Raw genomic sequence first — 20,202 nt, forward strand, 5'->3', positions numbered from 1 at the left:
GCTTTGTTTGGCTGGCGTAGGCACTAAAGTACATGCTGTCGGTACGGATTTGCGTCATGTGATTGAGGCTAAAGTTAAAGGCGACATCACCAGCACTATAGTGTTAACCGATGCCAACCTGATTTCGTTAGGGATTGTCGATTTTAACCCTAACTCTTTAGTCGACTTGAGTGAGATAGGCGATATCAATGTTGGTGATGAAGAGACCCTACGTCGGCGCAGCCAGCTAAAGAGTTACACTGTTCCTTGGGAAAGCGATGACGTACAGCTGACACCACAATGGACTAGATCTGTTGGCGTACGATTTTCTTATGTGAGTGCGACTGACAGTATCGAGGGGATTGACGATAGAACACTTCAAAGTCCGTTAGAAGACACGAGTTACCTTCTGGCGGGAGAGTATCGCTGGAAATATGAGATCAATCAAAACTGGAATCTCGCTTTGGGCTTAGGTGGTCAGTTTCTGTGGCTAGAAAACAGCTTAAAATATCAAGATCCCCTTCTCGAAAGTTTCAGTAACCTTATCGACAACGCCTTTGTTAATACCAGTTATGGTGCACTTATGTTTGACCCCAATGCGGAGTTAACCTATGCCAGTCAATGGTATGGGCATAAATGGGAGTTTATTAGTTCACTACGTTACGCTGTTGGACGTACAGTGTTTACAGATGACGGTGCTCAAGCGGTTTCCCCCCAAGTTGGGCGTTTTAGTAACGCTTTCGTATTTCATTATCAGTTGCCTAATGCATGGGATAGCCGTAATGAACTGCGCATGCTGATTAAGCGGGTTGATCTGACAGGTGATGTGGTCGACCCAATGGGGACTCGCGACTATTATGAACTCGGTGCAGGCTGGATAGTTGAAACGCCATCGTTATCCTCTTGGCTAAACAATATTGGCGTGGGGATCACGCTTAATATCAATAGCGGCCTGAGTGGCGGTGGCATTGTATTATTGCTCAATGAGGAGCTTTGATTCACTTTTCCACCACCCAGCTTTGTTCTTTTAGGCTATTTTGCTTGATGATCGCGTAAAACGGCGAGTAGTTCTGGCGTTAATTCTGCCTTGGTTTTAGTGTTGAAATTAAACATGACCGCCACCGATGAACCGACTGTGGTTACAGCTTGCTGCTGCTCACTAAAGACTTGATAGTGCATGGTAAAACGGTCGCTTTGAATATCACTAATACTCACACCAACATGCAGCGTATCGGGGAAGGTGATCGGTCTTTTATAGCGGGCGCTATTGTCGCTGATCACTGGGCCTAGGCCTGATTTATACATCTCATCGAGCGGAAAAAATCGGTTAAAAAAATCGATGCGTGCTGTTTCAAAGTAGCGAAAATAGACCACATTGTTGACGTGCTGTAGGGCGTCCATTTCCCCCCAAGCAACCGAGATAGAAGTATGAATTGGGTATTGTTGGATAAATTTTTCCACGGGGATCACTTCCTTTTGCTCTTTCAAATTTAAACGCTTGTTTGATTGAGCGTAACAGCATGACTATGTAGCAACAAGAGGCAACTGCAGGAACAAAAACAGGCACCTTAGGTGCCTTTTGGGAGAGGGCTAACTTAACGGCTAGATCTCTAATTCGTCAAAACTGGTGATCTGTTTGAAGTCGCCAGTACGCTGAGTGGTTTCACGAACCATCTGTAGTGTGCGAAGACCAGCTTGATCGGCTGCTTTAAGCTCTTCAATGACATCAGAGATAAACAGCACTTGTTTAGGCGCTAAGCTGATGGTGTTGATGATGTTGCTGTATGCCTGCTTGAAAAGCTTATTACCTGTACGGGTATCGAAATGGCCGTCGAAGTATTGAGTTAAGTCGCCACCGTCACTGTGACTAAATAACAGTTTCTGCGCATCAACTGACCCTGAAGAGAAGCTATATAGACGTACATTGTGAGCTTTAAAGCCTTTCACTGCTTCGATAAAATCCGGGAAGATATGCCCTTTAAATTCACCTTTGGCATAACCTTGTTTCCAGATTAAGCCTTGCAGGGTTTTCAGTGGTGTCGCCTTACGGTCTTCGGCCACCCATTGTTGCAGGATCTCTATGACTCGGTCGAGTGACGCTTCTGGCTCTAATGCGATATCACGCACATCACAGATGCAGTTGTCGACTAATACATTGCTTTGATTTTCTTTAATGAAATCAGGGAGAGCCTTTGCCGAATAGGGGAAAAGGGTGTCCTGAATAAAGTTTAGGTCGGTTGTTGTACCCGCTGTATCTACAACAATGGCTCGAATACCCATAACGTTGGCTTACTCCACAATGCATTACTAAAAATGATAGCTTAATTTACACTCCAGATCCTAAGCTGTATTGCCCCCGTTGGCTAGTGAATTATCACCACTAATGTTGCGATGGGCTGCTTAGCTGACAACTTTGCAATCAAACGACTAAAAGGACGAATATTAACCATTATTGACGGGATTCTGTAGAAATATCATACTTGCACGTTCTCGTCATATATTCAAAGGATGGAAATTGACAATGAACGTCTCAAAAATCATCACCGTTTTACTGATACTCATCATCGGCAGTCTTGTATTGCCTTTAGCCGCAAAACCGTCGGTTAAATCTCTGCCTATGCACTTATCCGCTTGTGATAGCACTGAGTGCAGTAAAAAATTTAAAGAATACAAAACCTTGTCTCGTTATGGTCATTCTGATGCCATGTATACGTTAGCGGAGATGTATCGTGTGGGTTATGGTGCAAATATTGATATGCGTTTGGCCACAAAGTGGTATCGCCGTGCTGCGAGGTTAGGTAATCCTTTTGCGCAATATAAAGCGGCGATTATCTATCTTCAGGATACAGAAGAGCAAGATGTTGATAAGGCGATGCGCTATCTTCGTTCAGCAAATAGAGCCGATCTGAGTGAGGCTACTCATCTCTTAGGGATGCTCTATTTGGAGGGGGACTTAGTTGAAAAAGATGCTGAAAAGTCGAAGGAGTATCTCACTAAAGCCTATGAAGCTGAGTACCCGCCAACGATGATGTTATTGGCTGAGGCGAGTGACATCGCGCTAGCGTCTCAGGTATTGGCTGCAAACACGGTTAAGCATAAAAAACAGAGCATTGCGGCTCCTACCGATGAGATGGAGGTTATCGAGGTTCAGGGGCTGAGCCTTGAGGAGGTATTTAGTTATCATATCTCAATAATGCGAAATGGTGTGCCGGATGGAGCAAGTGGTACAGGTACGTCACTGCGCGGCAGAACCTGTGGCGAGATGATCGCTTGTAACACTGAAACCGATAAAGAGCGAATTAGAGACTTCTTGATGTCAACTTGGTAGTCAATGAGTATTAATTTTTTAGGGGGGGGAATCGCTATCATCCCTAACCTAGTACTCATATGTGGTTATGCAAGAATCAATGGAAAAATAAAAACGGTGAGTAGGGAAAATATGATAAAAAAAATACGACAGAGTTTGATCGTCATGCTCGTTTCCATGGGGCCTTTAAGTTTGGCTCTGGCGGCGAACGTTGATGAGAGCAACCACATTGAAACCCTTAAGGTGACCTCGCGCTATTCGGTGCAGCCTATAGAGTTTACGGTCACACTCCCGCCTAACTATAGCCATAACAGTGATCAGGGTTATGTGGTGTTGTTTGACTTTCATCCTCGCAGTCGCGCTTATCTTGATGGTATGCATGATTGGATGAGTCACAACGGCGCTTGGCCATGGCTTGAAACGATTATTGTTACCGCGCCAGATGGCAGCGAACCGCTCGGTAATATGAAAACCGCAGCGATCGAAGAGCAGGGCGATACTCAGTTACTCGACTTTATGCAACAAGCATTGTTGCCAGCTATCGATGCCAACTATCGCACCAATGGTTTTCGCATCTTTAATGGTTTTACCGGTAATGCAGGGTTAGTGCTTTATACCTTAATTAACCGACCAGGGCTGTTTAATGCTTACTTTGCGGCTAGTCCTGTGTTGAGCCAAGACTTTGCCTATGTGATAAAAGATGCACCCAAAAAGTTGGCTGCGATGCAGGGTAGACCGCGTTTTCTGCTGATGAGTACCAGTGATAGCGACTTTGAGAAAAGCCAGTTGGCTGACTTTGCCTTAATGGAGCAAGTCTTAACGACCAATGCCACTAAGACGTTGGATTATCACATTAAGCGCTTCGATGGCAGTTACTATATGACGCAGCCGATATTGGCTACCGCTTATGGTATAGAGCGGTTATTCAATGACTATCATCAAGTTTTGAGTGCAGACTCTGCGATCTCCAAGCGAGGAAGTGATGCCATTATCGCGCACTATCGTTACCTGTCAGAGGAAAAGTATGGCTTCGATGTTCCTTCTACTGAGTCGCTGATAGCTTTAGCCGAAGCGGAGTTTGCTAAAAATGAGGCGAAAGGTTTAGTGGTTTATCAGGCGGCTGTCAGCGCTAACCCTAACTCTCACACTGCTCACGATGCGTTAGCTGGTGCCTATGGCAAGATGAAGCAGTTCGACAAGGCGATTAAACACGAGAAGCTCGCGCTAGAACATACAGACCATCCGTTCTGGACTCGTAAATATTCTCAGAACCTGGCCGCTTTTGAAGCTAAAAAGGCGCTGTGATCGTTAATTTTATCACTGAAGATAATGTTTTAAGACGCTATCGCCAATGTGGTTCGTTTACGGATGAGATGAAAGACCTATGATGTCCCTGTTGTTATGACAGGGCTATTGCGAAAACAAAATTGCTAATGCATTGCATGGGAGGCAAAGGGCTTTGTGACCTAAGCCCCTGTTAATTCAGCGTCAGTAGGCGTAAATTTGAGTGACTGTTTAGCCACTGTTGGATTGTTAGCGTCATGGTTAATACTATTTTGTTAGTTTCTCAAATCAGGTGCCCTCACTGCGGACATCAGCAAAAAGAAAACATGCCAACCGATGCGTGTCAGTTCTTCTATGAATGCAAAGGCTGTCATCAAATACTTAAGCCACTGGCTGGCGACTGCTGCGTGTTTTGCTCCTACGGCACAGTCAAGTGTCCACCCATTCAACAAGGTGGTGATTGTTGTAAAGCTAATGCCACTAAGCAATAAGTACCTTTTTAAGCTTGGCCTATTGATTTCTGTTAGCGAGTTTTATAATTTTTACCTGCTACTTTAATCTTTCCTATGGAGGGGAAGCCATGCAACAAACCGTGATTAAGTCGTCAAATGCCACTATTCAAAATGGCGTCGCACGTGCAGATGGTAAGTTTTGGATCACTGAAAGTAATATCCATTTTGAGCCTTACAACACAGAGTTTGGCTTAGGCCCCTATAAGATCGATAGGCAATCGGTATCTAAAGTCGATAAATGCGTGGCGACGGGTGGCGGTTTTATTCCTGTGACCACAGATGCCATTAAAATCACCCTGTCAGATGACAACTCCTATAAATTTATTTTGGCATTTGCCGATGAGTGGCTTGAGCTGCTGCGTCGTTAAGCTGAACTTTACCCCATTTCATAACGGTGCGAGTAAATTATGTACCTAGGTCAATGCCTTTGTGGCGAAATATCGATTAAAGTGAATGGGCCGATAACGGATATTATCCATTGTCACTGCTCTTTATGTCGGAAAAATAGTGGTACAGCGTACGCGACTAATGGTTTTATTAACCGTGCTGACTTTGAAATTGTGGCAGGAGCAGAGAGCCTGACAACATTTTCATTTAAGCCTGGTCGTAACCGACATTTCTGTCGTCGGTGTGGGTCACCTGTTTTCAGCAGTAATAAACAAGATCCCAGTCGACTAAGGATACGTTTGGGCATACTTGACTCAGATATCTCTGAAAAGCCAGCATCTCATAATTTCGTTACTTCAAAAGCAAGCTGGGATGATTTGGACGCCAACTTACCGCGTTATGAGACATTTGAGCCAAGTAGAAAGTAGTCATTCATTAGTTGTTGAGAGCGACGATAAAGCACACACTTCCTCTGCTATAATCGGCTGTCGCAAGCGATCGATCACCATAAATCCATGGTTGTTAACTATGCAGGCTAAGTATCAAATACCTTTCGGGTAAACAAGCCAAAACGATGTGCAACCACTTCGCTTTGGCTAAATACAGACTATTGATGAACCAATTTGCCAGCTTTCACCACATCCTTACACACATCGACCCCATAACTGTAGGCGAGTGCGGCTGGGGTCGTGACATCCCAATGACAGAAGTCCGCCTGCATGCCTGCGCGCAATACGCCTACACTCTCTTCAATACCCAGTGCCTTAGCCGCGTTGCGTGTCATACCTGCGATAGCCTCTTCTGGCGTTAAGCGAAACAGAGTACAACCCATGTTGAGCATCAATAGGCTAGAACAGAGCGGCGATGAGCCGGGGTTGTAGTCGCTGGCAAGTACCATAGGCACTTGATATTTTCGCAGTAAGTCGATGGGGGGCATCTGGGTTTCGCGGAGGAAATAGTATGCGCCAGGGAGCAGGGTGGCACAGGTGCCGCTTTCACTCAGCGCTTTGACACCCGCTTCGTCTAAATACTCAACATGATCCACCGACTTAGCCCCCAGTTTGGCGGCCATAGCAGAGCCCCCTAAGTTAGATAGCTGCTCTGCATGGAGTTTGATATCCAGTCCCGCTTTTTTGGCGGCGCTTAATACGCGTTCCGTTTGCGCTAGGCTAAAGGCGATATTTTCACAAAAAACATCGGCGGCATCGGCAAGATTTTCACTGATCACCGCTGGCAGCATCTCATCTATTACTAAGTCGACATAAGCATCGCTGTTATCTTTATACTCTGGTGGAATCGCGTGGGCGCCTAAAAAAGTGGTTTTCACATCCACATGGTGATGTTTGCCAAGCTCTCGGGCGACCCGCAGTAGTTTGAGCTCTGTTTCGGTATCTAGGCCATAACCTGATTTAATTTCAACTGTGGTGACGCCCTCTTTTGCCAGCGCATTTAGACGCTGTCTACCTAGCTCAAATAGCTCCGCTTCTGAGGCTTCGCGGCAGGCTTTTACTGTTGAAATAATACCGCCGCCAGCACGAGCAATCTCTTCATAACTGGCACCTTGTAGACGCAGTTCAAATTCATTAGCACGGTTGCCTGCAAACACTAGATGGGTGTGAGCATCAATGAGACCTGGGGTTAGCCAACCGCCTTTGCCTCTGTAAACTGGCGTTGACAATACATCAAACTGCGGCAGCTCGCTACGCGGGCCAATCCACGCAATTTTTCCCGCTTGTACCGCAACGGCCGCATCAGTAATAGCACCGTAAGGCGCTGAAATAGAAGGGTCCATTGTTGCTACGTTAACGTCAATCCAAACCTGATCCCAAGACATCTAATTTCCCTCTTTGCGGGCACTTATGGTGCTAATGGCAAAATATTTATGTGAGCTAGCTTGTATTTACTTGTATATACAAGCTAGGATTATAGCGGTAATTTTTACCCTTTGAAAAGTGATATCGCTGTTCTTTGATGTGCCATCTTAACATTGAGAACGGCTAGTAAGCGTTAAGGAGCTTAGATGGCTACGCCCAAGTTTGCTGAAATTAAGCAGTTTATTTTGACTAAGGTTGAGTCGGGAGCATGGCAAGAACATAGCCGGGTTCCCTCTGAAAACCAATTAGCAGAACTGTTTGAGTGTAGCCGTATGACAGCAAGGCGGGCACTGACTGAGTTGGCCGAAACCGGTGTGCTCGAGCGCTCTCAAGGGTTAGGAACCTTTGTTGCGGGGCTAAAATCACAGTCATCGATGATGGCGATCCGTAATATTGCCGATGAAATTAAGGACCGCGGTCATGGCTACAGTGTGAGGCAGTTAGGATTAACTCAAACAAGTGCCACAGCCCAGATTGCTATTGCTTTAGGGCTCGAAGAGGGTAGCCCTGTATTTTACTCTGTGCTGGTGCATTGTGAGCAAGAGTTACCCTTGCAGCTTGAAGAGCGCTTTGTGAACCCGCAATTGGTGCCCGATTACCTTAAACAAGATTTTAGTTTGCAAACGCCTCACGAGTATCTCTCCTTTGTCGCACCGTTAACGGAGGCGCGCCATACCATTGAGGCGGTTGTCGCAGATAATGAGCAGCAGCAACAGTTACAGATTGAGGCGAGCGAGCCCTGTTTACAAATTTTACGCCGTACTTGGTCACGCCAAGGGGTGGTGAGCTTTGCACGTCTGATTCACCCTGGTAGCCGTTTCCGACTTGGCGGTCATTTGACCTTCAATCGCTAGTGCATATCAAACACTTTACGGGAACGACCTGTTTCCCATAAACCCTAGTGGTGACAGGTTGAAGCAAAAATAATGATAAAAATTGAGTTAAATCGATTAGATAAAACAAATTGAGGTAAGCAACAATGGATAAGAGACACGACCCAAGCCGTCGCATCATCGCCCCACATGGCACAACTCTGAGCTGTAAAAGTTGGCTCACTGAAGCTGCGATGCGTATGTTGATGAATAACCTTCACCCTGATGTGGCTGAGCGTCCAGAAGACCTTGTAGTCTACGGCGGTATTGGTCGAGCGGCGCGTGATTGGCAGTGTTACGACAAGATTGTTGAAGTCCTACAGCGCTTAGACGATGACGAAACCCTGTTGGTACAGTCTGGTAAGCCTGTGGGCGTATTTAAGACCCACAACAATGCTCCTCGAGTGATCATTGCTAACTCAAATCTAGTGCCACATTGGGCTAATTGGGAACACTTTAACGAGTTAGATAAGAAAGGTTTGGCCATGTACGGCCAGATGACGGCAGGCTCTTGGATTTACATTGGTACGCAAGGCATTGTGCAGGGCACCTACGAAACATTTGTTGCCATGGCTAAGCAGCACTTTGGTGGTGATTCAAAGGGCAAGTGGATCTTAACGGGTGGACTCGGTGGCATGGGCGGCGCGCAACCTCTTGCTGGTACCATGGCGGGTTACTCAGTGCTTGCTTGTGAAGTGGACGAAACTCGTATCGATTTCCGTTTGCGTACCCGCTATGTGGATAAAAAGGCCACTAGCTTGGATGAAGCGTTAGCCATGATTGATGACGCTAACAAAGCGGGCACTCCTGTGTCTGTTGGCTTGTTGGCCAACGCGGCCGATGTGTTTGCCGAATTGGTTGAGCGCGGTATTACCCCTGATGTGGTGACCGACCAAACCTCAGCACACGATCCACTCAACGGATACTTGCCACAAGGCTGGACCTTAGCGCAAGCGGTTGAGATGCGTAAGACCGATGAAGCGGCTGTGGTTAAAGCAGCTAAGCAATCGATGGCTGTGCAGGTTAAGGCGATGCTAGCGCTGCAAGCCGCAGGCGCTGCCACTACCGACTATGGTAATAATATTCGTCAGATGGCGTTTGAAGAGGGTGTTGCAAACGCATTTGATTTCCCCGGATTTGTGCCTGCCTATGTGCGTCCTTTGTTCTGCGAAGGAATTGGCCCATTCCGCTGGGTTGCTCTATCTGGCGATCCTGAAGATATCTATAAGACTGACGCTAAGGTCAAAGAGCTTATTCCTGATAATCCACATCTGCACAACTGGCTAGATATGGCTCGTGAGCGCATTGCATTCCAAGGCTTGCCTGCACGTATCTGTTGGGTAGGGCTAAAAGATCGCGCGCGTTTAGCGCTAGCCTTTAACGAGATGGTTAAAAATGGTGAGTTATCAGCGCCAGTTGTGATTGGTCGCGATCACTTAGATTCAGGCTCTGTTGCTAGTCCTAATCGTGAAACAGAGTCAATGCTTGATGGTTCTGATGCTGTGTCTGATTGGCCACTAATGAATGCGCTGCTCAATACGGCCAGCGGTGCTACTTGGGTGTCTTTGCATCATGGCGGTGGCGTGGGCATGGGCTTTAGCCAGCACTCGGGTGTCGTGATTGTGGCTAATGGCAGTGATGATGCCGCAGAGCGGTTAGGGCGTGTACTGTGGAATGACCCTGCAACGGGCGTCATGCGCCATGCCGATGCTGGATACGATATTGCAAAAGACTGTGCAAAAGAGCAGGGTCTAGACCTGCCGATGCTGGAGAAGTAGAAGATGAGTCATTTAATATTAAAACCAGGCACTCTTAGCCTGCAACAGTTACGCGAAATTAGTCGTAGCAAAGTGAGCCTTGAGCTATGTCCTAGTGCCATCGCCGACATCAATACCAGTGCGGGGCTTGTACAAAAAGTACTGGATGAAGGTCGCACGGTATACGGTATCAATACTGGTTTTGGTTTACTGGCCAATACCAAAATAGGCACCGACGACCTGCAGTTGTTGCAACGTTCAATTGTACTGTCTCATGCAGCGGGCACAGGCCAATATATGCAAGATGCGACAGTACGCTTGATGATGGTGCTGAAGATTAATTCGCTGAGCCGTGGCTTCTCTGGCATTCGTCTTGAGGTGATTAACTTCCTTATCGCCTTGGTCAATGCTGAGGTCTATCCTTGCGTACCCGAGAAAGGCTCTGTCGGGGCGTCGGGCGATTTAGCACCATTGTCACACATGTGTTTACCGCTACTTGCCGAAGGTGAGATGAGCCATAAAGGCGAGTTGATTTCAGCGGCAGAAGGCCTTGAAATTGCTGGCCTTAAACCATTAGAGCTCGCAGCTAAAGAGGGCTTAGCGTTGCTGAACGGTACCCAGGCCTCAACCGCATTGGCACTTGAAGGCTTGTTTAATGCAGAAGATCTGTTTGCAGCAAGTTCAGTGATCGGCGCCATGAGCGTAGAGGCCGCCATGGGAAGTCGCAGTCCGTTTGATCCGCGTATTCATGCTGCACGCGGCCAAAAAGGTCAAATCGATTCGGCTGCCGTGTTCCGTCACCTATTGGGTGATGAGTCAGAGATCAGTCTCGATCATGTAAACTGTGAGAAGGTTCAAGATCCATACTCATTGCGCTGTCAGCCGCAGGTACTGGGAGCATGTTTGACGCAAATCCGCCATGCGGCTGAGGTATTAGGCACTGAGGCTAACGGAGTAACGGATAACCCTCTAGTGTTCCAAGATACGGGTGACATTATCTCTGGCGGTAACTTCCACGCAGAGCCAGTGGCGATGGCCGCAGACAACTTAGCAATTGCGATTGCCGAGCTTGGCTCTATCGCCGAGCGCCGTATTGCACTGCTAATTGACTCAAACTTGTCAAAGCTGCCTCCATTCCTCGTTGAGAATGGCGGCGTAAACTCAGGCTTTATGATTGCTCAGGTAACGGCTGCGGCATTGGCTTCTGAGAACAAGACTTACGCTCATCCTGCGTCAGTGGATAGCTTGCCAACCTCTGCTAACCAAGAAGATCATGTGTCTATGGCCACTTTTGCGGCCCGTCGTCTGCGTGATATGTCTGAAAACACTCGTGGTGTATTGGCGGTTGAGCTACTCGCTGCAGCGCAGGGCCTGGATTTCCGTCGTCCTCTGCAACCTGCAGTGGCTGTTGCTAAAGCCAAAGCTGAGCTACGTGAACTGGTAACCTACTACGATAAGGACCGTTTCTTTGGCCCAGATATCGAAGCTGCTACCGATCTACTGATCACGGCTAGTTTTAATGCATATTTGCCAGCAGATATCTTGCCAAGCTTTTAAGCATCAGCAGATACAGCGGATTTATAAAAGGGCTTAAGGGCCCTTTTTTGTATTCAGGCTTAATCCGTAGGCTTTAGTCTTAGGTCGAATGTCGCTGTTGTTGAAACGAGAGATGTGTAATAGCGTAGTTTGATGAGTTGAAGATAGTTAATCCTAACTAAGGCTAGGCAATGCAAGCATTCCAAGATTTATATCCAGAAGATCTCAGTCACTGTTATGGTTGCGGCAGAAATAATCCTCATGGTCATCAGCTAAAAAGTTACTGGGATGACGATGAAACCATCGCGCTTTTCACCCCTAAGTCTTTCCATACCGCCATTCCTGGCTTTGTTTACGGCGGACTGATTGCATCGTTAATCGATTGTCACGGAACTGGTAGTGCTAGCGCTGCTGCAGCAAGGGCATTTTGTGATAGTTCTCAAGAGCCACCAAGGTTTGTTACCGCTGCACTGAACATTGATTATTTAGCGCCGACCCCTATGGGGATAGAGTTGGAACTGCGCGGCGTCATCCGCGAGATTAAACCTAAAAAAGTGGTGTTAGATATCAGCCTTATCGCTGCTGGTGTTACCTGCGCCAAAGGGCATATGGTGGCAGTGAAGATGCCTGCGAGTATGATGATTGAAGCATAAAAAAGAGCAGAGAAGAGCCTGCTCTTATTTGTCGTTGAACACTGAGACGAGATTACATCCGTGAATCCATCTCGGTGACCTTGAGTGTCATCAGCTGTTTATTCCACTGCTGCTTATCTATACCATCAATCCAAAATACGCGGCTTTCTCTTATCTGGCCTTTACGTAGGTAGGATTCGGGCATTCTAAATATCGCTTTCCATACCTTGACGGTTTCTTTCTTTATCAGTGATCCCGAATCTGAAAAAAGGCCGATTTCGAGTTCAATAACGACGTAGTGCTCAGGGCTATTACTGGATAACTCAAAGGTTAAACCTAGGCGATTTTTATCATCCCATTGACTGTCTAGGAAGCTGACTTTGACCCCATTCTTTGCGGTAGACTTGAGCAAGGTTGCTTGTTTCATTGCGCTGGCGGTTAGGGTATCGGCAACGACGTGTGCCGTAGCACTGTTTTGCTCGGTTGTTGCAATAACTGAAGCACTGGTTGCTACTGAGGTTGCCTCTAGGTTATTGGTAGGTGTCTGACTTTCTAGAAAAACATATTCCCAAGTGAAGTCATCATTGATTTGAATTTTTGTACCGTCTTCTAGGGTGACAATGGCGACTTTTTCAGGGGTGATTTCTGCCGAATAAGCTGACACGCTAAAGAGCATCAGTGTGATGGCGAGATAAGTTAGCAGTGTTCTGTGCATGGTTTATGACCTGTTGGAGATGATTGACCTAGCATAGACAAACTTAAGTAAAATTAACACTAGGTAAGTCAATTAACACCAAACTCATCAAGGTGTTGGTTTACATAGCAAAGCCAATGCTGATCACCGCAGACTCGGTGGCCGTGTTATACCCAGCGCCAATCATTAGCCCCATGTCTGTCATGTAGCGAAGGCCCACTTCTCCACCCCAGTTTTTATCATCATCTTTTTCCCATACTGGTTTGCAGTCGGTGCATAGTGGCATGATGTTGGTGGTGGAGTGAAGTTCGGCGATGTACACGCTGGCGCCACCATAAACACTGAAGTGGCGAGTGAGGCTGTAGCTTAAACCAAAACGCCACAAGGTTTCCCGTGTGAAGGCTTCACCGGGTTCTTCCACCTCGAAGGTTTCATCTTTGCTGCGTGCGTAACCAATGTAGTAGCCCCAGTCACTATAATCTCTGTCATAGTGATAAGGTGCTAGGGTGATACCATACATATCATTGCTAGCAGGAACATAGTCGACACTGATTGTCATTGTGGGCGCAAGTTTGAAAGTGTCATCTTGAGCTTCATTGGCTGCGTGTAAGTTGGTACTCATTAGTAACATGGCACAAGCAAGCAGACGTTTAGACATGGTCATCTCAATTATCAATGGTTAGAAATGGATTGTTGTTAATCTTTATATTACAGTCAATGATTAGTGCTTAATTACCTTTAAAAATAGATGCTTGTAGTTTATTTGTTGGTATGGTTAATTGAGGTTGTTAAGTCTGGTTTGCATACTTGAGTGATTGCACAGAGGAGAGATATTTTGGATCAAGAACTACGCTCACAAGTGTCCCATTGGCTAACAAGCGTTGGTATTGCCAGTCCTGATGATGGTGTCTCCACTGGGATCATGGTATTGGGTTGCCTGCTGGTTGCTTTTATCGGTTATGTGCTGGTTAAACGTGGCGTGGTGAGCGCTATGAATGTGGTGATCCAGCGTTCTCGTGTGAGCTGGGACGATATCTTTATGAAACATCGAGTGCTGGAGAAGTTCGCTAAACTTGTTCCCGCGCTGATTCTTAATATCATTTTGCCGCTAGCCTTGACCGAACATCCCCTTGTGAGCAGCTTGGCTGATCGTCTGCTTGATGTCTTGATTGTGATTTTGTTTGTCCGCGGCGTATACAGTGCACTGGATGCGGCCAATGAAATTGCCGATGTGAACTTAGTCAGTCGGCGTTTGCCCATCAAGAGCTTTGTGCAGCTGTTTAAGCTATTTATGTTCTTTGTTGCCATCATTATTTCAATCTCGGTGTTGGCCGAACAGTCTCCTGTCTATTTCCTTAGCGGCTTAGGTGTGGCCACTGGTTTAGTGATGTTGGTGTTTAAAGACACCATTTTGGGCTTTGTGGCCGGAATCCAATTGGCGGCAAACCGCATGGTGAGCCCTGGTGACTGGATTCAGATGGACAAGTATGGTGCTGACGGTGCCGTTGAAGAGGTATCCCTGACTACGGTGAAAGTTCGTAACTGGGACCAAACCATCACGATGATCCCCGCTTATGCTTTAGTATCGGACGCCTTTAAAAACTGGCGCGGTATGTCGGAGTCGGGGGGACGGCGAATAAAGCGTGCGATCAATATTGATATCTCATCAATTGGATTTTTAACTGCTGAGCAGAAGCAACATCTGGGTAAGATCAACTACATTAAGGCTTACTTAGAAAGAAAGCGGGTTGAGATTGCTGAGTTTAATGCCAAAGTCCAAGATGGCGACATGCCAGTCAATAGTCGGCATTTAACCAATGTGGGCACCTTTAGGGCATATCTGCTGGAATATATGCGTAATCATCCTAAGGTGCATCAAGAGATGACCCTGCTAGTGCGGCAGTTGGCACCAACAACAGAAGGCTTGCCGATAGAGATCTATATTTTTACCAACGATATACGTTGGGCTTTTTACGAAGATATTCAGGCGGATATCTTTGATCATGTTTATGCAATATTGCCCGAGTTTGGTTTGCGTGCATTCCAAGCACCATCGGGGGCGGACATTCGTAGTTTAAAGGGGTGAACAAAGTTACTGCAAAGTAACATCACAGACAACTCAGGTTTGAGGTTGGCATAAGCGGTTTTAACATTCCTCAAACCTTTGAACTTTCGGGCACTTTACACCTGATAGTCCACCAGTCTTTAAAGCCAGCTATTCTCTCGTTACTAATATCGCGGCAAGTGTGATAAATACGCCGCCACTGGTTCTGTCAAACCAATGCAGTTTATTGCTTGACTTAAGGGCTGGTGCTAGCACATTTGCCATGCTGGCATAGATCATCACAAAGCTAAAATCCACGATAGCCCAAGTAAGTGCCAATATCGCAAGTTGGGGTCCTTGGGGAGCGGTTACATCAATAAACTGAGGAAATAATGCAGCGAAGAACAGTAGATCCTTGGGGTTACTGATCCCAACCATAAATGCCTGCTTAAACATCTGTTTTGGCGAACCTTTGCCTCGAATATGTTGCAGATCTAACCCTTGAGCAGAGGCTTTGGTCAGTAGTAACTTGATACCCAGATACAGTAAATACGCCGCGCCGCAGTATTTTAAAATGGTAAACCCATATTCAGTGGCGCTAAGCAGCGCGCCTAATCCCGCTGCAGAGGCAAACATCAGTAACAGTGCCGACGTGACGCTGCCCAGTGCCGTTGCCAGACTGCGAGTTTTACCAAAATGGATGCCGTGGCTCATTGAGAGTACCGCCATTGTCCCGGGGGAGATGGCAATTAAGAGGATGGCAAACAGGTATAAAAGCCAGATATCAAGCGTCATGATTGAAAATTGTATACAAAGTTCTAGGTTGCCGCACTATAACCAGTGCGGCAAGTTTTGGCAATCGCACCGTCAAGCCGCTCTATGTTTTGTAGTTAGGGATGACCTTAGGGTGACGACCTTTGATTGTGCGATAGAAGGCGAGAATATGTGACATATCAGCTTCGATATTACCTGTAACTTCTATCGGCTTTGGGATCATCACTGTCTTTGAACCAAAATTTAGTGCAACAGTGACGATTGGGACGTTGGCGGTGTTGGCAATATGATAAAAGCCTGTTTTCCAACGTTCAACTGGGCTACGAGTGCCTTCTGGGGCTAAAGCTAGTTTGAACTCAGGATCGCTTTGGAACAACTGGGCAACAGCGTCAACGAGGTTGTTATTTTTACGTCTATCCACGGGGGTTCCACCAATAGCTTTGAAAAACCAGCCCCAGGGCGGGATAAACAGCTGATGCTTGCCGAGGAAGTGAATCTTGTCTCCCAAGGCTCCGCGCGCGAGTACGCCAACAATGAAGTCCCAATTACTGGTATGGGGACCAACAATGACCAGGTATTGCGCAATAGCAGGCATGGCGCCGTCAATTTTCCAGCCGGCTATTTTTAGTATGGCTTTACAAAAAGTTTGAAACATAAGTTAAACTCGAATTAGATAATCATGTGCTTTAGGCTCGTTTTTGTTTAAAGGATAATGCCTTAGCGATTATTATATACTACACCTTAATTTCTCCCTTTGGAGTACAAGATGGTAAAAAATGGATTGATAGCCCTGTTGCTGATTGCAGCATTTCAGGTGCAAGCTGTGCCGACGGATGATATTGCACAAGTTTTATCTGAGCAGCAGGATGCGTGGAACCGAGGAGATTTAGATGCCTACATGCAAGGCTATTGGCATGATGAAAAAGTGCGTTTTGTTTCAGGAAAAAAATTTCGTTATGGCTGGGAAGAAACGCTAGCCGCTTATAAGAAAAACTACCCTAATAAAGAAGCCTTGGGGGTGTTGAGTTTCAGCATCAATGAAACCAAAATGCTAAGTAACTATGCTGCTATTGTGGTGGGGCGTTGGGAATTAAAGCGGGTAAAAGACAATCCTAATGGCGTGTTTACCCTGTTGGTTGAGAAGGTTGATGATAAGTGGGTAATCACTCATGACCATACTTCCGATTAGGCGGTTGAAAATTTAAAGCTCTGCTTGCCTAAATTTCTGCCTTTGCCGTCATAGCGTACTTCGGTAAAACTGATGTTTCCTTGCTGATCTTGCAAGATAATGGAGGTGGAGCGGGTTCCGTATTCTAGGTGCTTAATATAGATTGAAGAAAGCTGCCGCTCCCACTCTAGCGCCACTCCGGTTTGTGGTAGTTCGCTATCTTGTGCTTGTGTTTGATCTGTCATGATGGCAAGTAGCGCATCAATATCTGGCTGCTGGTAAGATAAATAGTGTTCTAATGCTTGGGTTCCTTTGGCCATTTTGGGCCAGATATCATCTAATGCACCATTGCTGATCGCATGAAATCCAGGGGTTAATCGTTTTACCTCTTTGCTAATACTGTGATAGCAGTAAAGTTCATGCTGGCGGCCAAAAAGCAGATTGAAAGGGTTATATTGGTGACCATGTTCTCGCAACCAGCCCACTGTAGTCGATGCTGGATCGGATAGGGCATTGACGACCAATTCACCGCGGCTGCGCATATCTGGTTTGTGTAACTCGGGGGCGCGGATATTGGTTAGGCCTGCAATATATCCCTGACGATTAATGCCGAGCCAAGAGCCCCCTGCTTCGAGATCTCTGCCCGCTAATAGATTGTTTTCAGGTGGCCAAAAATGAGCGGGTTCAGTAGGCCGGAGATGAAACTCATCACGATTAGCGCAAATGATCACTGGGTAATCGGGGTGGGCCTCAATGGCCACGAAGAGAATGCACATGGGCTAAGCCTTAAAGTCAGTTCTATATCAGTTCGATGAATAAAACGTTGATCTTATTTAATAGGTTTAACTTAGCCGTCATCCAAAATAAAAGCTATCTAATGATGATGTTTATGCTTGTGCACTTCGCCTGTTACAGCGGGCTCGTGATGGTGTGATGGCCTATCGTGATCATGGTGGTGCCCTTTCGGTTTCCAAAGCATGATACGCGCCATAAATTTACGCGGCCCTAAGCGCAATAGACTGCTCGCAAATAGCAGGGCTATGGCAGCTAAGGCGGCGATGTTCAGCTCTTGCGGCAGTGCAATAATGGTGTGCCATTGCGGAATAAGCCATTGGGTGCCCAGCAGGCAGATAAGTATGACTCCCGACAACATTACTCGCTGCATCCAACTCATGAGTTTGAGTTGCGCCAGGTTGAAAATGGGCGCGGCAATCAATGCCACCATGACAGCCTCAATACTCCAACCGCTGTATGCCAGTGATAGGGCGAGAACCGCTCCTCCTAGATTACAAAAGCGCATTGGTAGAAAAAGTACGAGCAACACAGCCACTTGTACCATTGGGTTAGACAGTGGTACTGATGGGTGGCCAATAAGGTTGGCCAGAATAAGGCTCAAAATTATCCATGGTGCACTTCTATCGACCAAGTGGGCAAAGCCAAATCGGAAGGCTGATTCTGGCAGGTTGAGGTGAGGATCGGTCGGTTCGACCTTAATCAATGTGAGCAATAGTCCCACAAGCGTTACGCCGATTAACTGAATAATGGCAATGCTGGGGCCCAGGAGTAGCAAGGTGATCACAAGGGCTTCTGGGCCAGCTAACCGTTGTAACCAACGCTGTGCCAATCCCTTATTATGCGGTGACAGGCCGAGTTTGAAGCGTAAGCTAGCTATGGCATAACTGAGTAGCAATACAGGACCTAAGGTGAGTAACCATGCTATTAGCTGCTCTGTTGTGTGGCTATGATCATGATGTTCATGACCGCCAGAGTCCATGATTAGCAGGACAAATAGCAAGGCGATACCCAGCAGGCTTCCGATGCCAGCTTGATATTCATACTTACCTTGGACATCATTCAAGCTATTGCCATGGGGTTGGTGCAGTACCACATGTAAAATGGAACCTGTGACAAACGCTTGTAAATAAACTGTTTTATCTAGGCTTAAATGAGCTAAAAGTTGCTCACCAGCAAAGTAGCCAGCGCCTGTAAGTAGCATCATCCCCACTAAGACTGTCATTGCCCACCGGCTTCCCACCTGTGGCTTTAGTAGCCACCAAATTGCTAAACCGACGGGAAGTCGGTGCAGTATGACACCTAGCGCCAGTAGCGCCGAATTGCCATCTTGTTGAGCCAATACCATAGCGCCGCCATCGGTAATAGTGTGCAGCAGTAAGCCCGTAATCCCTAAGGTTAGGGTGAGATTGTGGGTGACTTCAGAATAGCGATGAAATAGACGTTCACTGATCGTGGGGCCCCATAAGCCTATGATCACAAAGACAATGGCAAGAAAGCCCCCATGTTCCAGCAGTTCAGGAAGAATGTGGATCAACACTAAGCCGCCAAGCGAGACGAATATAAAGCCGTCTAAGCCTTTTTGTAGGCCAGTACCTGTGGTAAAGAACCGATAAAAAACCGGGCCAAGCAACAGCGCAATACAACTGGCGATGAGATAGTACATAGATAGTGTTAACAAGGGAGCCTAGAAAGCCAGCTAGTATATCAGTGTTATTGACACCAATCGAATAATTAGCGTCAAGGAGGGATGATATTTACACTCCTTCATGAACTGTAGGAAATTGGCAAGTTTGTGAGGTTTTACGCCATTAGCTGGGATTTTGTTATGTTATTTGCTGAATACTATTGAAAATACGTTATACAATATAGGTCTACTTCATTAGAAGATCATTGAGTTATGGATATTTTTTCAGCCGCCGTTATGTTGTTTTTAATTATGGATCCCTTAGGGAATCTGCCAATTTTCGCTTCAATATTGCGCCATATCGATCCTAAAAAGAGACGCAGAGTACTGATTCGCGAGTTGTTGTTTGCGTTGGGGATCATGCTGCTATTTCTATTTGCTGGTGAAGCAATCCTTAATTTTTTGAATTTGCGATCTGAGTCGGTCAGTATTGCTGGTGGCATTATCTTGTTCCTTATTGCGATTCGAATGATTTTCCCACAGCCTGGCGGCGTTGTTGGTTTGGCCGCAGGTGAGGAGCCGTTTATCGTTCCGATGGCGATTCCTTTAATGGCTGGCCCTTCGGTATTGGCGGCATTGATCCTATTAGCCCATACCGACAGTACCCGCATGGTGGACTGGACGATTGCGTTATTGGCGGCCTGGGGCGCGAGTGCGGTGATTTTGCTCTTCTATAAGGTGTTTACTAAACTGCTTGGTGAGAAAGGCCTCACCGCGGTAGAAAGGCTGATGGGGATGGTACTGGTAATGATTTCTGTGCAGATGTTCCTTGATGGTGTTGCTAACTATATTGCGCATACGGGTCAGGTGAACTGATCGGTATTAAAACAGCGAGTGCTTGATTGGCTTGGGCGTTTGATATAATTGCCAAGCCCTCAAGCCCTCAAGCCCTCAAGCCCTCAA

22 protein-coding genes are annotated in these 20,202 nt (G+C 46.6%); 13 read left to right on the plus strand and 9 right to left on the minus strand.

Annotated features, from left to right (window positions below):
- The first annotated feature begins 7 nt into the window (after positions 1–7).
- Positions 8–976: a Solitary outer membrane autotransporter beta-barrel domain gene (locus L876_RS0113910; RefSeq protein WP_248674616.1), complete on the plus strand. Its 969-nt coding sequence runs from the start codon at positions 8–10 to the stop codon at positions 974–976.
- Positions 977–1,011: 35 nt separating this feature from the next.
- On the opposite strand, the gene L876_RS0113915 is transcribed toward L876_RS0113910, so the two are convergent.
- Both L876_RS0113915 and mtnC read right to left on the minus strand, forming a co-directional pair.
- Positions 1,012–1,440, minus strand: coding sequence for an acyl-CoA thioesterase (locus tag L876_RS0113915; RefSeq protein WP_028764364.1), 429 nt, complete (start codon positions 1,438–1,440; stop codon positions 1,012–1,014).
- 141 nt (positions 1,441–1,581) lie between these two features.
- A complete protein-coding gene (gene mtnC, locus L876_RS0113920) occupies positions 1,582–2,259 on the minus strand; it encodes an acireductone synthase (RefSeq protein ID WP_028764365.1) in 678 nt (225 codons plus the stop codon).
- A 241-nt stretch (positions 2,260–2,500) separates the two neighbouring features.
- Between mtnC and L876_RS0113925 the strand changes: the two genes are divergently transcribed.
- The 5 genes from L876_RS0113925 (at position 2,501) to L876_RS22550 (ending at position 5,897) form a co-directional block, all read left to right on the plus strand.
- Positions 2,501–3,307, plus strand: a complete 807-nt coding sequence (locus tag L876_RS0113925; protein WP_248674618.1) for a tetratricopeptide repeat protein — start codon at positions 2,501–2,503, stop codon at positions 3,305–3,307.
- Between the two features lie 111 nt (positions 3,308–3,418).
- Positions 3,419–4,591, plus strand: coding sequence for an alpha/beta hydrolase-fold protein (locus L876_RS0113930; RefSeq protein WP_028764367.1), 1,173 nt, complete (start codon positions 3,419–3,421; stop codon positions 4,589–4,591).
- Between the two features lie 236 nt (positions 4,592–4,827).
- Complete coding sequence (locus L876_RS23060; RefSeq protein WP_081730714.1) at positions 4,828–5,061, plus strand: GDCCVxC domain-containing (seleno)protein; 234 nt, start codon at positions 4,828–4,830, stop codon at positions 5,059–5,061.
- Between the two features lie 89 nt (positions 5,062–5,150).
- Entirely contained in the window at positions 5,151–5,450 is a 300-nt protein-coding gene (locus L876_RS0113940; protein WP_028764369.1) for a hypothetical protein, read from the plus strand.
- A gap of 39 nt (positions 5,451–5,489) precedes the next feature.
- Positions 5,490–5,897 (plus strand): GFA family protein, encoded by a 408-nt coding sequence (locus tag L876_RS22550; protein WP_081730715.1) that lies wholly within the window; start codon positions 5,490–5,492, stop codon positions 5,895–5,897.
- Positions 5,898–6,076: 179 nt separating this feature from the next.
- Here L876_RS22550 and hutI read toward each other — a convergent pair whose 3' ends face one another.
- Positions 6,077–7,303, minus strand: a complete 1,227-nt coding sequence (gene hutI, locus L876_RS0113945) for an imidazolonepropionase (protein WP_028764370.1) — start codon at positions 7,301–7,303, stop codon at positions 6,077–6,079.
- A gap of 186 nt (positions 7,304–7,489) precedes the next feature.
- Here hutI and hutC point away from each other — a divergent pair, with 186 nt between their 5' ends.
- From hutC to L876_RS0113965, 4 genes are all read left to right on the plus strand, one after another.
- Positions 7,490–8,197 (plus strand): histidine utilization transcriptional repressor HutC, encoded by a 708-nt coding sequence (hutC, locus tag L876_RS0113950; protein ID WP_028764371.1) that lies wholly within the window; start codon positions 7,490–7,492, stop codon positions 8,195–8,197.
- A 125-nt stretch (positions 8,198–8,322) separates the two neighbouring features.
- Complete coding sequence (gene hutU / locus L876_RS0113955) at positions 8,323–9,993, plus strand: urocanate hydratase (protein ID WP_028764372.1); 1,671 nt, start codon at positions 8,323–8,325, stop codon at positions 9,991–9,993.
- Between the two features lie 3 nt (positions 9,994–9,996).
- A complete protein-coding gene (hutH, locus tag L876_RS0113960; protein ID WP_028764373.1) occupies positions 9,997–11,529 on the plus strand; it encodes a histidine ammonia-lyase in 1,533 nt (510 codons plus the stop codon).
- Between the two features lie 170 nt (positions 11,530–11,699).
- Entirely contained in the window at positions 11,700–12,161 is a 462-nt protein-coding gene (locus L876_RS0113965; RefSeq protein ID WP_028764374.1) for a PaaI family thioesterase, read from the plus strand.
- A gap of 52 nt (positions 12,162–12,213) precedes the next feature.
- Here L876_RS0113965 and L876_RS0113970 read toward each other — a convergent pair whose 3' ends face one another.
- The gene (locus tag L876_RS0113970; protein WP_028764375.1) at positions 12,214–12,855 is read right to left on the minus strand and encodes a DUF3157 family protein; all 642 of its coding nucleotides are present in this window, start codon (positions 12,853–12,855) and stop codon (positions 12,214–12,216) included.
- A gap of 100 nt (positions 12,856–12,955) precedes the next feature.
- A complete protein-coding gene (locus L876_RS0113975) occupies positions 12,956–13,492 on the minus strand; it encodes a hypothetical protein (protein ID WP_028764376.1) in 537 nt (178 codons plus the stop codon).
- Positions 13,493–13,669: 177 nt separating this feature from the next.
- On the opposite strand from L876_RS0113975, the gene L876_RS0113980 reads away from it, so the two are divergent.
- Positions 13,670–14,920, plus strand: a complete 1,251-nt coding sequence (locus L876_RS0113980) for a mechanosensitive ion channel family protein (protein WP_028764377.1) — start codon at positions 13,670–13,672, stop codon at positions 14,918–14,920.
- Positions 14,921–15,049: 129 nt separating this feature from the next.
- Here L876_RS0113980 and L876_RS0113985 read toward each other — a convergent pair whose 3' ends face one another.
- Together L876_RS0113985 and L876_RS0113990 are read right to left on the minus strand one after the other, a co-directional pair.
- Positions 15,050–15,673, minus strand: a complete 624-nt coding sequence (locus L876_RS0113985; protein ID WP_028764378.1) for a LysE family translocator — start codon at positions 15,671–15,673, stop codon at positions 15,050–15,052.
- An 82-nt stretch (positions 15,674–15,755) separates the two neighbouring features.
- On the minus strand, positions 15,756–16,307 hold the full coding sequence (locus L876_RS0113990; protein WP_028764379.1) for a lysophospholipid acyltransferase family protein: 552 nt from the start codon (positions 16,305–16,307) through the stop codon (positions 15,756–15,758).
- Positions 16,308–16,418: 111 nt separating this feature from the next.
- Between L876_RS0113990 and L876_RS0113995 the strand changes: the two genes are divergently transcribed.
- Positions 16,419–16,841, plus strand: coding sequence for a YybH family protein (locus L876_RS0113995; protein ID WP_028764380.1), 423 nt, complete (start codon positions 16,419–16,421; stop codon positions 16,839–16,841).
- Here the strand turns inward: L876_RS0113995 and L876_RS0114000 are convergent.
- Both L876_RS0114000 and L876_RS0114005 read right to left on the minus strand, forming a co-directional pair.
- Positions 16,838–17,596 carry an NRDE family protein gene (locus L876_RS0114000; protein ID WP_028764381.1) on the minus strand — a complete coding sequence of 253 codons (759 nt, stop codon included), beginning with the start codon at positions 17,594–17,596 and terminating at the stop codon, positions 16,838–16,840. The two genes, L876_RS0113995 and L876_RS0114000, sit on opposite strands and share 4 nt — an antisense overlap.
- A 98-nt stretch (positions 17,597–17,694) precedes the next feature.
- Entirely contained in the window at positions 17,695–19,278 is a 1,584-nt protein-coding gene (locus L876_RS0114005; protein ID WP_028764382.1) for a hypothetical protein, read from the minus strand.
- Between the two features lie 234 nt (positions 19,279–19,512).
- On the opposite strand from L876_RS0114005, the gene L876_RS0114010 reads away from it, so the two are divergent.
- Positions 19,513–20,115 carry a YhgN family NAAT transporter gene (locus L876_RS0114010; protein ID WP_028764383.1) on the plus strand — a complete coding sequence of 201 codons (603 nt, stop codon included), beginning with the start codon at positions 19,513–19,515 and terminating at the stop codon, positions 20,113–20,115.
- Positions 20,116–20,202 lie beyond the last annotated feature (87 nt).

The organism is Shewanella colwelliana ATCC 39565 (genome assembly GCF_000518705.1).
In the GTDB taxonomy this organism is placed as follows: Bacteria; Pseudomonadota; Gammaproteobacteria; order Enterobacterales; family Shewanellaceae; genus Shewanella; species Shewanella colwelliana.

Excerpts from the sequence above, each read along its gene's own strand:
- mtnC (WP_028764365.1), bottom strand. The coding sequence starts at position 2,259 with ATGGGTATTCGAGCCATTGTTGTAGATACAGCGGGTACAACAACCGAC.
- L876_RS0113925 (WP_248674618.1), top strand. The coding sequence starts at position 2,501 with ATGAACGTCTCAAAAATCATCACCGTTTTACTGATACTCATCATCGGC.
- L876_RS0113930 (WP_028764367.1), top strand. The coding sequence starts at position 3,419 with ATGATAAAAAAAATACGACAGAGTTTGATCGTCATGCTCGTTTCCATG.
- L876_RS23060 (WP_081730714.1), top strand. The coding sequence starts at position 4,828 with ATGGTTAATACTATTTTGTTAGTTTCTCAAATCAGGTGCCCTCACTGC.
- L876_RS0113940 (WP_028764369.1), top strand. The coding sequence starts at position 5,151 with ATGCAACAAACCGTGATTAAGTCGTCAAATGCCACTATTCAAAATGGC.
- L876_RS22550 (WP_081730715.1), top strand. The coding sequence starts at position 5,490 with ATGTACCTAGGTCAATGCCTTTGTGGCGAAATATCGATTAAAGTGAAT.
- hutI (WP_028764370.1), bottom strand. The coding sequence starts at position 7,303 with ATGTCTTGGGATCAGGTTTGGATTGACGTTAACGTAGCAACAATGGAC.
- hutC (WP_028764371.1), top strand. The coding sequence starts at position 7,490 with ATGGCTACGCCCAAGTTTGCTGAAATTAAGCAGTTTATTTTGACTAAG.
- hutU (WP_028764372.1), top strand. The coding sequence starts at position 8,323 with ATGGATAAGAGACACGACCCAAGCCGTCGCATCATCGCCCCACATGGC.
- hutH (WP_028764373.1), top strand. The coding sequence starts at position 9,997 with ATGAGTCATTTAATATTAAAACCAGGCACTCTTAGCCTGCAACAGTTA.
- L876_RS0113965 (WP_028764374.1), top strand. The coding sequence starts at position 11,700 with ATGCAAGCATTCCAAGATTTATATCCAGAAGATCTCAGTCACTGTTAT.
- L876_RS0113970 (WP_028764375.1), bottom strand. The coding sequence starts at position 12,855 with ATGCACAGAACACTGCTAACTTATCTCGCCATCACACTGATGCTCTTT.
- L876_RS0113975 (WP_028764376.1), bottom strand. The coding sequence starts at position 13,492 with ATGTCTAAACGTCTGCTTGCTTGTGCCATGTTACTAATGAGTACCAAC.
- L876_RS0113985 (WP_028764378.1), bottom strand. The coding sequence starts at position 15,673 with ATGACGCTTGATATCTGGCTTTTATACCTGTTTGCCATCCTCTTAATT.
- L876_RS0113990 (WP_028764379.1), bottom strand. The coding sequence starts at position 16,307 with ATGTTTCAAACTTTTTGTAAAGCCATACTAAAAATAGCCGGCTGGAAA.
- L876_RS0113995 (WP_028764380.1), top strand. The coding sequence starts at position 16,419 with ATGGTAAAAAATGGATTGATAGCCCTGTTGCTGATTGCAGCATTTCAG.
- L876_RS0114000 (WP_028764381.1), bottom strand. The coding sequence starts at position 17,596 with ATGTGCATTCTCTTCGTGGCCATTGAGGCCCACCCCGATTACCCAGTG.
- L876_RS0114005 (WP_028764382.1), bottom strand. The coding sequence starts at position 19,278 with ATGTACTATCTCATCGCCAGTTGTATTGCGCTGTTGCTTGGCCCGGTT.
- L876_RS0114010 (WP_028764383.1), top strand. The coding sequence starts at position 19,513 with ATGGATATTTTTTCAGCCGCCGTTATGTTGTTTTTAATTATGGATCCC.